Here is a 12,769-nt window from a genome sequence, read left to right as displayed (position 1 = left end):
GTGCAGGGCACCGATCAGACCACGACAGTCGCTGCCGCTGCCGCGCCGCCGATCCGACGCGGCCCGGTGGTGGCCGCGCTGATGCTGGCCATGGCGCTGGCGGCGATGGACTCCACGATCATCTCCACCGCCGTCCCGCAGATCGTCGGCGACCTCGGCGGCTTCTCCGTCTTCTCCTGGCTGTTCTCCGGCTATCTGCTCGCGGTCACGGTGACGCTGCCGGTGTACGGCAAGCTCGCCGACACCTTCGGCCGCAAGCCGGTGCTGCTCGTCGGGATCGCGATCTTCCTGCTGGGGTCACTGCTCTGCGCGGGCTCGTGGAACATGGCCGGCCTGATCGCCTTCCGCATCGTGCAGGGGCTCGGCGGCGGCGCCATCCAGAGCACGGTGCAGACCGTGGCGGCCGATCTGTACGGGCTCAAGGAGCGCGGCCGCATCCAGGCGGCCATCTCCACGGTGTGGGCGGTCTCCGCCGTCGTCGGCCCGCTGTGCGGCGGGCTGCTGTCGGGCTATGCCAGCTGGCGCTGGATCTTCCTGATCAACCTGCCCATCGGTGCCATCGCGCTGCTGCTCATCTCGCGCCATCTGCGCGAGTCGGTCACCCGCCGCGCCCGGCACCGCGTCGACTGGCCCGGCGCGCTCGGCCTGTTCCTCTCCGGCGGGCTGCTCATCAGCGGCCTCGTCCAGGGCGGCCCGCTCCGGCCCTGGCTGCTCGGCGGCAGCGTCGTCCTCGGCGTCATGACGTATCTGATCGAACGCCGCGCGGCCGAGCCGATCATCCCCGGCTGGGTGTGGCGGCGGCGCGCGATCGTCGCGGTGAACCTCGCCCTCGGCATGCTCGGCGTGCTGATGGTGGCGCCGACGGTCTTCCTGCCGACGTACGCCCAGACCGTGCTCGGTCTCGGGCCGATACAGGCGGGCTTCGTGCTGTCGGTGATGACGCTCAGCTGGCCCCTCTCGGCCGCCCTGAGCAACCGCGTCTATCTGCGCATCGGGTTCCGCGACACCGCGGCGCTCGGCATGGCGGCGGCCGTCGTGGTCCTCGTCGCGCCGGTGATGCTCCCGTACGCCGGCCCGGCCTGGCAGCCCACGCTCGTCATGCTGCTGCTGGGCGGGGCCCTGGGCCTCTTCCAGCTGCCGCTCATCGTCGGCGTGCAGTCCATGGTGCCCTGGCGCGAGCGCGCCACCGCGACCTCGTCCATCCTCTTCTGCCGCCAGGTGGGGCAGAGCGTCGGGGCCGCCGTCTTCGGCGCCGTCGCCAACTCGACCCTCGCCTCGCGCCTGCACGGCTCCGGCACCGACCTCGACGCGGTCACCGGTTCCGCGCACCTGAGCGAGCCGGTCCGGCGCGCGGTCGCCGCCGCGGTCAACCACGTCTACGCGGGTGCGGCGCTGGCCGCCGTCCTGGCGCTGCTCGCCGTGCTCCTGGTGGCGCCGCGCCGCTTCCCGGTCCTGGAGGAGGACCCGCAGCCGCGGTGAGCCCGCGGGCGCCGGCCGGGGCTACGGCTCCTGCCGCCCGTCGTCCCCGGTGCCCTCGGTGGGCTCCGCGTCCCTGGCGTCCTCGGCGGCGGCCGGCGGCGGCACTTCGGCGGTACCGGGTTCCGCGGCCGCGGCGTCCGTCCCGTCCGCGACGGGCACCTCGCCGCCGGTGAGGGCGACCAGGCTGCTGCGGACGTGCGCGAGGTGCTCGCGGATCTCGTCGCGGCGGACCTCGTGCTGGCGCAGTTCGCGCTCGGCGGCCAGCCGGATGCGCTCCTCGCGGACGCGGGCCTGGGCGAGCAGTTCGGCGGCGGCCGCTTCCGCGTCCTGGTCCCGGCGGCGGGCGGCCTCCTCGGTGGCGGCCAGGGCGCGGCGGGCCTCCTCGACCATGTTCTCGGCGTAGTGCGTGAGTTCGGCCAGGCGGGCGTCCAGTCCGGCCTCGCGCTCGGCGAGTTCGTGCTCCTGGGCGTCGAGGCGCTCGCGCCGCTCCTTCTCCTGGGCGGCGACGGCGCGTTCGGTGTCCTGGCGCAGCGCGTCGAGGCGCCGCGTGGCGTCGTCGCGCAGGTGGGCGGCCTCGCGACGGGCCACGCCGAGGAGTTCGGAGGCGGTGGAGCGGGCCTCGTCGAGGGTGGCGGAGGCCTGGACGTCGGCACCGGTACGGCGGGCGTGCGCGGCGGCACGGGATTCGTCCAGCAGGGTGCGCCGGGCGGCCTCGGCGGCGTCGTGCGCGTTCCGGGCCTCCTCCTCTGCGCGGTCGCGCACGGCGGCGGCCTCCTCCTCCACCAGGCGCAGCAGTTCCTCCGCGCCGCCGCCGAGCGACTCGAAGGTCGGTGGGGCGAGGCCGGCGACGACGTCCCGGAGGGCGGCGCACTCGGCGTCCATCTCATTGGCGAGGACCGTGAGCCGTGCGGCACGCTCCCAGGCGGCGTCGCGGTCCTCGGACAGCTCCTCGAGGAAGCGGTCCACCTGGTCGGTGTGGTAGCCGCGGCCGCGGACCGTGGCGAAGCCGTAGGGGTATGCCGTGCTCATACCCCTATATTCATGGGTTTGCCCTATTTGCACATCATGCGACACTCCGGCCGCGGCCGACCGGAGTGCCGCGGCGACTACAGCATCCCGTCCCACATCTGTTCGATCAGCACGGACCACCAGTGCTCGGGCGACGCCACGGCCGCCGGGTCGAGCGCGGCGATCTGCGCCTGGAAGTCCGCCGTCCAGCGGCCCGCCTGGTCCGGCGTCAGCCCCATCCGCCAGCGCCACATCTTGCCCAGCAGCGCCAGGCAGCGGACGAACTCCGGCAGGCTGGAGTTGACGAACTGCGGCACCGCCGCCCCACCGCCAGGACCCGCCTCCAGAGGGATCGCGACGATGTGCGCCGTGCCGTACTGCACGCACAGATGGCGGCCGAAGTCGTTGCCCATGACCAGGTACGAGCCGGCGTCCGGCGCCGGCTGCACGCCTCGCTCGGCGGCCAGCTCGGCGAGGGTCGGCACCGGCCGGCCCGGCTGGGCCTGCGCCCAGAAGAACGGCCCGAAGTCCACCGGCAGCCCGGACCACGTCAGGGTCTGCGCCACGATCTCCGGCACGCCCTGACGGGCGACCGCGCGCTGCTCGAAGCGGAAGACGCCCTGCGGCCCGAAGGACTGGGCGAGCTCGTGCCCGATCGCGTCCAGCGGGATCGCCGGGACCCGCTGGATCTGGTGCGGCTCGGGCATCGGCACGCGGTGCGGACGGCCGGGCGCCGGGGCGCTCGCCACCTGGTGCAGCTCGCCGAGGTGCGTCAGCAGGTGCTCCACACCCGCGCGGCGGCCCGCCCGGTCCTTTCCGTACGGGGCGGTGCTGCTGATCCGGACCTGGGGCCAGGTCTCCCGGATCATGCGGGCGCAGTAACCGCCGGGCAGGTCGCACGACTCCAGCTCGGTGTGCAGCTCCAGCACCGCCTGCGGGGGCACGCCGAGGGCGCGCAGCTCGTGCAGGATCTGCCATTCCGGATGCGGGGTGCCCGGCGCCGAGCGGCGGATGAGCTGCTGCTCGGAACCGTCCTGCGCGCGATAGCGGAGCACGGCCATGTAGCCCGGGCCGATCGTGGGCACACCCGCCGGCGGCGGTGGCTGCGGCGGCGCCGGGGGCTGCGGGTAGCCGTACGCGGCCTGGGGCTGCGGCTGGGCCACCGGCGCGGGAGCGGGCGGGGGCGGCGGGCCGTCGGGGCGGGAGAGCATCGTCGCGGCGTGGTGCACGTCCGGGGCCGGGGGCCCCGGCCGCGCGGGCGGCGGCTGGTGCGCGGGCAGGGCCTGCACCAGCTGCGTCGGCACATAGCCCGCGCCCGGGGTCCCGGGCACGCCGGGACCTGGCGGCGGCGGGGGCGGGGGCGGCGGTGGTCCGGCCTTGGAGGTCTCGGCGCCGGCCAGGTCCGCGGCGCCCGCCCGCTGCGCCCCGGCACCCGGCACTCCGGGCGGGGGTGGCGGGGCGGGGGCGTCGGGACGCGACAGCATCGTCGCGGCACGGTGCGCGTCCGGGGCCGGGAGCCCCGGCGGCGGGGGCAACGGCGTGGCCGGGCCGCCCGGGTAGCCGTAACCGCCGGGCGGCAGCGGGGTGCCGGTCTCCGGCACGCCGGGCAGCCGCTCGGTGCTGGCCTCTGCGCTGTTCCTGGGCGGGGGCGTGTGCGCGTCGTCGGAGTCGGTGATCGGCGGCGCGTAGACCGTCGCGGGCGGGGGCACGGCCCGGCCCGCGTCGCCGTTGTTGGTGTCCCGCCACGCCGAGGGCGGCGGCGTCGGCGACCGGTCGTACGGCAGCGGCATCACCGGCGTCGGCGTCGGCGTCGGCGTCGGCGTGGGGACGAACGGCGCCGGCGGCCGGTCGAAGGCCGAGGGAGCGCCCGCGGTCGCGGCGGGTTCCGCGTCCGCCACCGTGACGGCGTCGGACGGCGGCTCGGCGGGCGGTCGGCGGTCGGGGATGCCGAGGCGGTCGGCCGCGTCCTGGAGCCACTGGGGCGGGCTGAGCAGGAAGGAGGTCGCCTCCAGGTCGAGCCGTTTCGGCGGCTCCGGGACGGCGTCGGAGACCGCGTCGGCGGCGCCCCCGTACGCCTCCTCCCAGTGGCGGATGATCTCGCCGACCGGCAGCGCCGGCCACAGCGTGGCCTCCCCGCTGTCCTTGGCGATGACGACGCGGGCCTCGCCCTCGTCGCCGGTGGGCCCCCCGTCGCGGGGCTCGGACCACACCACGAAACCCTGGCCGAACTCGCGCACCCGCACCTCGCGGACGAGGTACGCCGGGACACCCGCGTTGATCCACCGCTCGGCGCTCTCCTGCGCCTCCGCGAACGTGACCATCTGCAGTCTCACCCCTCCACCGGGACGGCGCGGGCGAAGCCGCCGTCCACCATCAGGTTCGCGACCGTGTCCAGCTCCGGCGGATCGCCGGCGAGCGCGGCGAGGAAGGCGTCGAAGTCCTCGCCGCAGGGCAGCAGCAGCGCGGCCACCCGCTCCTCGGTGGAGGCGAAGGCACCGTCGGTGTCCCGCACGTCGTCGTAGGCGCACAGCCACATCGATCCGAGGTCGGCGCCGCGCGCCTTGACCGCGAGCACCCCGCCCTGCACGTAGGAGATCGCGAGATAGTCCTTGGTCAGGTGGTCGCGCAGGCACTTGTTGACGTAGCCGAGGTCGTTGACCGCGGACTCGTCGCGCACCGTGAAGAAGGGCTGGTCGACCAGGAGTCCCAGCAGCGGCAGCAGGGCGACGCCGCGCGGGGCGCAGCCGCCGGCGGCCTTGAGGAAGCTGCGGTACGCGCCGGGCAGTCGGTAGCCGAGTTCCTCCTCGACGTCGCGCACCTGCTGCTCGGTGACGGCCGCGGCACCGTGCCGGCCCGTGCCCACGGCGAAGTGCGCGGGCCGGGTGTCCTGGAGCGGTCGCGTGCCGCGCTTGTCGTGGTCCGCGGAGGCGGTCGTGGCGAGACCGCCGTGGTGCCGCAGCAGTGCCTTGACCTCGGCGGGAATCAGTTCCAGGCGGCGCGAGCCGGCGACGTGGTGCCACGTCCAGCCGTGCGGGGTGGCGACCGGCGACAGGCTGCCCCACAGCTCGTGACCGGCGGCGTGCTGGGCGGCGTTGGCCGACACATGGTCGGTGAGCCGCAGTTCGTCGATGCCGAAGCCGTCCGGCGGCTCGGCGATCTCGGCGGCGGCACGGGCGTAGGGCGTGAAGTCGGGGTAGCCGTGGTCGTCCACACGGACGCCCTGCGGATGGCGGGCGCGGCGCACCGGGTCGGGAAAGTGCACGATCTGACCGGCGTAGGCCGCGTTCGGTGGCGCGGCCCGGTGCCCGAGCCGACCTGTCGTCATTGCGGATGCCCCCATGCTGGATCTGGTGTTGGGCACAGCCTAGGGGGTGGGGCAACAGGTGCTTCGGCTGGTTCCGGTCACTGCTCCACGCGGGCGCGGCGCCGGGAACTCTTCTGTCAGCAGCGGCACTTGCCTGTGCAAGCCACCCGGATCGGCGGCCTTTCCGCCCTTCATGTGCGACCCGGCGCTACTATCCGTACAACCAGTGGCCAACACCCGGACGACGAGAGCGGTGGCACATCGGACTGCGGTACCCATCTCCCCCCAGTGCCGTGATATCCGGCACAAAATAAACCTCTCACCTCACAACCGACTTCCGTAACGCGCGATCACTTGACAGTCTTGCGCAGATAAGGGGGACGTCCTTCTCGAAGGACGGATCGGAGGGCCGTAGGAACATGCTGACGAGAGGTGCCGCGGACCCGCGGCTGACCTGGGGAAGTGAGGAAGCGCCGCCGCCGCCCGCGCTGCGCCACCGCCGCGACGGCATCCTGCCGGCGGTCGCCGCGGCGCTGTCGGTGAAGGACGAGGTGCTCACCTGCACCGGGAGCAAGGGCGAACAGCCACCCGAGCTGCACCCCTTGGTCCAGGACGCACTCGACACGCTGCCGGTAGCACAGCGTGAGCGTTTCACCGGGCGGTGCCCGGAGCCCGTGCTGCTGTCGCGCTGGCTGACCGAGGCCGACACCGGACGCAGCAAGCGCGCCGCCCGCAAGCCGCTCACCCCCGCCGAGGCCCGCAAGGCACTCAAGGGCGCGAAACTGACGGCGCGCCACATACGTGAGGACGGCGACCCCGAGCACGGCGGCTACGCGCCGCCGTGCCGCTCCTGCATGCCGCTGCTCGCGCACTTCGGCGTACGCCCCTTCGACCCGGGGGCCGAGGCCGAGTGAGCGCGAGCGACGCCCTCAACGCCCGGACCACCTCGACGCGCTTTCCCGTCGGCGTGGACGCCGCGCTGCGCTCGGCCGGCTGGAAGCCCGGCCAGTGGGACATCCGCCAGGCCGAGGTCTGGGCCGACACCCTGCGCGCGTACGTCTCCCCCGGCGGCCACCGGCACAGCGTCTTCCCGGCCGCCGTCGAGGCCTGGGCCGAGTTCGGCGGCCTGACCGTCCCCGCGGTCTCGGCCCCCGGCCGCCCCCAGGTCGCGCCGAGCGGGGTCCTCATCGACCCCCTCCAGGGCCTGCACCTCGCCCGCACCTGGGGCGATCTCGGCTCCGCCCTCGACACCGAGGTCGCCCCCCTCGGCGCGGAATCCACCGGCCAGGGGCACCTGGCGATCGACGCGCTCGGGCGCGTCTACTGCGTGGACCACACCGGGGACTACTACCTGGGGCCGACGATCGACGCTGCGCTGTGCACGGTCACGGCGGGGGTGCGGCCGCACCGCCTCACGGTGTGAGCCCCGGGGTTTTTTCCCCGCCCGCCCTCCCGGGTGCCCTGTGAAGTCAGTAACCCCGGCGCCCGTCGTGTGGGGGTCGGGTTCGGGGCCTCCGGGGCTGGCCATTCTGGACAGCACATTTAGGTGCCTCAGGGCCTTCACATTGCGCACCGGGGTTGTGCACCCAAATATGCTCCAGTGTCCAGAACGCCCACCCCTACGACCCCGCCCCCTCCGTTGTGTTCGCGCCTGATCCCCGGTGGGGGGTAGAGGCGGCGCCGTGCCTGGGGCACCCGTTGACGCAGCGCCAACCCGCGGGAACCCCTCAAGAGACCGGACTGCGTCCACTCCGCGACAACCGCAGCCAGCACAGCGGGGCCGCCAACTGCGCCGGGCCACAGCATCCATCGCAGCGTCGGCAAGATCGACCACCACCACCCGCCACACCGCAGCTCAGCGCCTCTGGGTGATCATTCCCCCAACCCGACTGCGCTGCACCGACGATGACACGAGCCACAACCGCGCCCTGCGCCCTGCGCCCCCACCGGCGGGTCACGGCCAGCCGCGAGGCCGCATCCAAGCAACCGCGACCACCCCCACCCCCATCCGGCGTCCGTCGCCACACACACGGCGGAAGGGGACGGCAACCCCATGGGCTCACAGCCGACTGCACGCCCCGACCGCCGCCGCGAGGCCGCATCCAGGCAACCGCGACCACCCCCACCCCCATCCGGCGTCCGTCGCCACACACACGGCGGGAGGGGACACCGCGCAACCCCATGGGCTCACAGCCGGCTGCACGCCCCGACCGCCACCGCGAGGCCGCATCCAGGCAACCGCGACCACCCCCACCCCCATCCGGCGTCCGTCGCCACACACACGACAGGAGGGGATGCCAACCCCATGGGCTCACAGCCCGCTGCACGCCCCGACCGCCACCGCGAGGCCGCATCCAAGCAACCGCGACCACCCCGGACCGCCTCCACACCCCCCACCGGGGATCAGGCGCGAACACAACGGAGGGGGCGGGGTCGTAGGGGTGGGCGTTCTGGACACTGGAGCATATTTGGGTGCACAACCCGGAGTACGCAGCACAAAGCGCCTGAGGCACCTAAATGTGCTGTCCAGAATGGCCAGCCCCGGAGGCCCCGAACCCGGCACCCACGTAAACCGGCGCCGGGGTCACTGACTTCACAGGGCACACGGGCGGGCGGGCGGGGAAAAAAACCCGGTACAGCGAAGCGCAGCGTCACGTCGGGAGGAGGGCCGAGACGCGGAAGCCGCCTTCCCCCGTGACGCCCGCGGCGAAACCGCCGCCGAGCGCGGTGACACGTTCCTTCATCCCGATGAGCCCGTTCCCCCCGCTCGGCAGAGCGATCGCCGGCGCCCCGTCGGAGGGCCCGTTCTGGACGAGGACGGCTATCTCCGCCTCGCGGTACGCCAGGCGGATGCGGGCGCGGGCGCCCGGGGCGTGCTTGTGGACGTTGGTGAGGGCTTCCTGCACCACGCGGTAGACCGTGATCTCCAGTCGCGCGGCCAGCCGCCGTTCCGTCCCCTCGACGGTGAACTCCACGTACATGCCCGCAGCCCGCGACTCCTCGACGAGGCCGTGCAGTTCCGCGAGGCAGGGCCCGGAGTCGTCGGAGTCGTCCGGGATCGCGGACACTTCCGCAGGGGCGGGCTCCACAACCAGCGCCGTCACGGCCGGCACCGCCGGTCCCGGTACCGTACGCAGGACGCCCAGCATCTCGCGGAGTTCGTTGAGCGCCTGCCGTCCCATGTCGCCGAGCAGCTGCGCGCTCGCCGAGGCCTTCTGGGGGTCCTTGACCGCGATCGACTGGAGCGCCGCCGCGTGGACGACCATGAGGCTCACCCGGTGGGCGACCACGTCGTGCATCTCGCGGGCGATGCGGGTGCGCTCCTCCATGCGGGCCCGCTCGGCCCGCTCGGACGCCTTCTCCGCCAGCAGCGACAGTTCCCGTTCCAGACCGTCCGCCCGCTCGCGCAGCGACTCCACCAGCCGCCGCCGGGCGCCGGCGTAGAGCCCGAGCAGCACCGGCGGCGCGGTCACGCCGAGTGCCGCGAGCACGGAGGTGAGGGCGACCGCCGCCAGCGGCGCGCGGTAGGTGCCGGAGCTGAGGTCGCCGTGCATCTGGAGGAAGGTGACGATCAGCGTGCCGAGCATGGTCATCCCGGACAGCACCGCGATGATGCGCCGGGGCACGTCGGAGGCGGCCAGGGTGTAGAGGCCCACGACGCTGAGCAGGATGCCCATCTGGGCGGGCGTGACCGCGATGGACACGAGGACCACCGCCACCGGCCACCGCCTGCGCAGCACCAGCAGGGAGCCCACCAGCAGACCGAAGGCGCCCGCGACGACCGGGGACACCCCGGTCTTCTCCGCGAAGGCCACGCCCTCCACGAGGCACTCCAGCGCCGAGACGCCGGCCAGCACCACGTCGAGGACCATGCTGCGCCGCCGGGCCCACCACCACGGTCCGGCGGCCCCCCGGCTCCGTCCTCCAGCTCCGTCCGGTACGTACTCCCCCGTCGTACTCATGCGGCCCAGCCTAGACGCGGAGCTGTCCGCCTGGCGGTCAGCCCCGGTCACGAGCGGGCGGCCCTTCTATCCTGGTGGCGTCGGACAGCGCGGTCCGCCCCACCCGTCCCCCTCACCACCGGACGACCCGCCGAGCGGGGCACCAATGCGTTTCTTGCCGCGATCCATACCACTGCACTAGGAGCCGCACCTGTGAGCAGCGCCGACAACACCACCGAGAGCGCACCCCTGCGCGCGGACATCCGCCGCCTGGGAGACCTCCTCGGCGGGACGCTCGTACGGCAGGAAGGCCAGGAACTCCTCGACCTCGTGGAGAAGGTGCGGGCGCTGACCCGCAGCGACGGCGAGGCCGCCGCCGCCCTTCTCGGCGACACGGATCTGCAGACCGCCGCCAAACTGGTGCGCGCTTTCTCCACCTACTTCCACCTGGCCAATGTCACCGAGCAGGTGCACCGCGGCCGTGAGCTGCGGGCCCGCCGGGCCACCGACGGGGGCTTGCTGGCCCGTACGGCGGACCTGCTGAAGGACGCCGACCCCGAGCACCTGCGCCAGTCCGTGCGCAACCTCAACGTGCGGCCGGTCTTCACCGCCCACCCGACCGAGGCGGCCCGCCGCAGCGTGCTGAACAAGCTGCGCCGCATCGCCGCCCTGCTGGACAAGGCGCAGGACACCGACCGCCGCCGCACCGATGTGCGGCTGGCGGAGAACATCGACCTGTTGTGGCAGACCGACGAGCTGCGCGTGGTGCGTCCCGAGCCCGCGGACGAGGCGCGCAACGCCATCTACTACCTGGACGAGCTGCACGCGCGCGCTGTGGGCGACGTCCTGGAGGACCTGGCCGCCGAGCTGGAGCGGGTGGGTGTGCCGCTGCCTCCGGAGACCCGCCCGCTGACCTTCGGCACGTGGATCGGCGGCGACCGCGACGGCAATCCGAACGTCACGCCGCAGGTCACCTGGGACGTGCTGATCCTTCAGCACGAGCACGGCATCACCGACGCCCTGGAGCTCGTCGACGACCTGCGGGCGATGCTGTCGAACTCCATCCGCAACTCCGGGGCCAGCCCGGAGCTGCTCGCCGATCTGGAGGAGGACCTCAAGCGGCTCTCGGGGATCAGCCCGCGCTACAAGCGGCTGAACGCGGAGGAGCCGTACCGGCTCAAGGCCACCTGCATCCGGCAGAAGCTGCTCAACACGCGCGAGCGGCTGGCCACCGGCACTCCGCACATCCCCGGCAAGGACTACCTGGGCGCCTCCGGGCTCCTGGCCGACCTGCGCCTGATCCAGGAATCGCTGCGTTCCAACCGCGGCGAGCTGATCGCCGACGGCCGCCTGGACCGCACGATCCGCACGCTGTCGGCCTTCGGTCTGCAACTGGCCACGATGGACGTCCGCGAGCACGCCGACGCCCACCACCACGCCCTGGGCCAGCTCTTCGACCGCCTCGGCGAGGAGTCCTGGCGGTACGCGGACATGCCGCGCGAGTACCGCCGCAAGCTGCTCGCCAAGGAGCTGCGCTCGCGCCGCCCGCTGGCGCCCACCCCGGCGCCGCTGGACGCGGCGGGGGCGAAGACGCTGGGCGTCTTCCACACCATCGCCGAGGCTTTCGAGCGCTTCGGGCCGGAGGTCGTGGAGTCGTACATCATCTCGATGTGCCTCGGCTCGGACGATGTCTTCGCGGCGGCGGTGCTGGCTCGCGAGGCCGGGCTGATCGATCTGCACGGGGATGTCGCCAGGATCGGCATCGTGCCGCTGCTGGAGACGACCGACGAGCTGAAGGTCGCCGACAAGCTGCTCGACGAGATGCTCTCCGACCCCTCCTACCGCAAGCTCGTGTCGCTGCGCGGGGACGTGCAGGAGGTCATGCTCGGCTACAGCGACAGCTCGAAGTTCGGCGGCATCACCACCTCGCAGTGGGAGATCCACCGCGCGCAGCGGCGGCTGCGCGACGTGGCGCACCGGCACGGGGTGCGGCTGCGGCTGTTCCACGGCCGCGGCGGCACGGTGGGCCGGGGCGGCGGCCCCACCCACGACGCGATCCTGGCGCAGCCGTGGGGCACGCTGGAGGGCGAGATCAAGGTGACCGAGCAGGGCGAAGTCATCTCCGACAAGTACCTCATCCCGTCGCTGGCCCGGGAGAACCTGGAGCTGACGGTGGCGGCGACGCTGCAGGCCTCGGCCCTGCACACCGCCCCGCGTCAGTCCGACGCGGCGCTGGCCCGCTGGGACGCCGCCATGGACGTGGTCTCCGACGCCGCGCACGCCGCGTACCGGCGGCTGGTGGAGGACCCGGACCTGCCGGCGTACTTCTTCGCCTCCACGCCGGTCGACCAGCTCGCCGAGCTGCATCTGGGGTCCCGGCCGTCCCGCCGCCCGGACAGCGGCGCGGGCCTGGACGGCCTGCGGGCCATCCCGTGGGTGTTCGGCTGGACGCAGTCGCGGCAGATCGTGCCCGGCTGGTTCGGTGTCGGCTCGGGGCTGAAGGCCGCGCGGGAGGCGGGCCGGGAGGCGGACATCGCCGAGGCGTACGAACGGTGGCACTTCTTCCGCAACTTCCTGTCCAACGTCGAGATGACGCTGGCCAAGACGGATCTGCGGATCGCCCGGCACTACGTGGACACCCTGGTGCCGGACGAGCTGAAGCACGTCTTCGACGTCATCCGGGCGGAGCACGAGCTGACGGTCGCCGAGGTGCTGCGGATCACCGGTGAGGCGGAGATGCTGGACGCGCAGCCGGCGCTGCGGCAGACCTTCCACATCCGGGACGCCTACCTGGACCCGATCTCCTACCTCCAGGTCGCACTGCTGCACCGGCAGCGGGACGCCGCCGCCCGCGGCGAGGAGCCCGACCCGCTGCTGGCCCGGGCGCTGCTGCTGACCGTCAACGGTGTGGCGGCCGGTCTGCGCAACACCGGCTGATCGGGTTCCGCACCACAGCGCAACAGGAGGAAGGCGCCGCCCCCGAGCAGGGGGGCGGCGCCTTCGCCGTACCGGGCACCTCGCCGTACCGGGTCCGCGG

8 protein-coding genes are annotated in these 12,769 nt (G+C 73.6%); 4 read left to right on the top strand and 4 right to left on the bottom strand.

The features are described 5' to 3' along the window. Window positions 1–1,479 carry an MFS transporter gene (locus RV983_RS21855; RefSeq protein WP_475987434.1) on the top strand — a complete coding sequence of 493 codons (1,479 nt, stop codon included), beginning with the start codon at window positions 1–3 and terminating at the stop codon, window positions 1,477–1,479. A 21-nt stretch (window positions 1,480–1,500) separates the two neighbouring features. Here RV983_RS21855 and RV983_RS21850 read toward each other — a convergent pair whose 3' ends face one another. The 3 genes from RV983_RS21850 to RV983_RS21840 all read right to left on the bottom strand — a co-directional run bounded on the left by RV983_RS21850 (window position 1,501) and on the right by RV983_RS21840 (window position 5,812). Further along, entirely contained in the window at window positions 1,501–2,508 is a 1,008-nt protein-coding gene (locus RV983_RS21850; protein ID WP_475987433.1) for a DivIVA domain-containing protein, read from the bottom strand. Between the two features lie 77 nt (window positions 2,509–2,585). Then, window positions 2,586–4,808 (bottom strand): SUKH-4 family immunity protein, encoded by a 2,223-nt coding sequence (locus tag RV983_RS21845; protein ID WP_475990414.1) that lies wholly within the window; start codon window positions 4,806–4,808, stop codon window positions 2,586–2,588. Between the two features lie 8 nt (window positions 4,809–4,816). Further along, window positions 4,817–5,812, bottom strand: a complete 996-nt coding sequence (locus tag RV983_RS21840; RefSeq protein WP_475987432.1) for an HNH endonuclease — start codon at window positions 5,810–5,812, stop codon at window positions 4,817–4,819. Between the two features lie 398 nt (window positions 5,813–6,210). Here RV983_RS21840 and RV983_RS21835 point away from each other — a divergent pair, with 398 nt between their 5' ends. Both RV983_RS21835 and RV983_RS21830 read left to right on the top strand, forming a co-directional pair. Continuing rightward, complete coding sequence (locus RV983_RS21835; protein WP_475987431.1) at window positions 6,211–6,705, top strand: YwqJ-related putative deaminase; 495 nt, start codon at window positions 6,211–6,213, stop codon at window positions 6,703–6,705. Continuing rightward, window positions 6,702–7,214 (top strand): SUKH-3 domain-containing protein, encoded by a 513-nt coding sequence (locus RV983_RS21830; RefSeq protein WP_475987430.1) that lies wholly within the window; start codon window positions 6,702–6,704, stop codon window positions 7,212–7,214. Before RV983_RS21835 ends, RV983_RS21830 begins: the two co-directional genes overlap by 4 nt. Window positions 7,215–8,442: 1,228 nt before the next feature. Here RV983_RS21830 and RV983_RS21825 read toward each other — a convergent pair. Beyond that, the gene (locus RV983_RS21825) at window positions 8,443–9,753 is read right to left on the bottom strand and encodes a sensor histidine kinase (protein WP_475987429.1); all 1,311 of its coding nucleotides are present in this window, start codon (window positions 9,751–9,753) and stop codon (window positions 8,443–8,445) included. A gap of 192 nt (window positions 9,754–9,945) precedes the next feature. Here RV983_RS21825 and ppc point away from each other — a divergent pair, with 192 nt between their 5' ends. Beyond that, window positions 9,946–12,669: a phosphoenolpyruvate carboxylase gene (gene ppc, locus RV983_RS21820; protein ID WP_475987428.1), complete on the top strand. Its 2,724-nt coding sequence runs from the start codon at window positions 9,946–9,948 to the stop codon at window positions 12,667–12,669. Window positions 12,670–12,769 lie beyond the last annotated feature (100 nt).

Source organism: Streptomyces sp. RLA123 (assembly GCF_056270165.1).
The sequence above is the reverse complement of the archived record's forward strand: the minus strand, read 5'-3'. Positions and strand labels throughout refer to the sequence as shown.

Excerpts from the sequence above, each read along its gene's own strand:
- RV983_RS21850 (WP_475987433.1), bottom strand. The coding sequence starts at position 2,508 with ATGAGCACGGCATACCCCTACGGCTTCGCCACGGTCCGCGGCCGCGGC.
- RV983_RS21845 (WP_475990414.1), bottom strand. The coding sequence starts at position 4,808 with ATGGTCACGTTCGCGGAGGCGCAGGAGAGCGCCGAGCGGTGGATCAAC.
- RV983_RS21825 (WP_475987429.1), bottom strand. The coding sequence starts at position 9,753 with ATGAGTACGACGGGGGAGTACGTACCGGACGGAGCTGGAGGACGGAGC.
- RV983_RS21835 (WP_475987431.1), top strand. The coding sequence starts at position 6,211 with ATGCTGACGAGAGGTGCCGCGGACCCGCGGCTGACCTGGGGAAGTGAG.
- RV983_RS21840 (WP_475987432.1), bottom strand. The coding sequence starts at position 5,812 with ATGACGACAGGTCGGCTCGGGCACCGGGCCGCGCCACCGAACGCGGCC.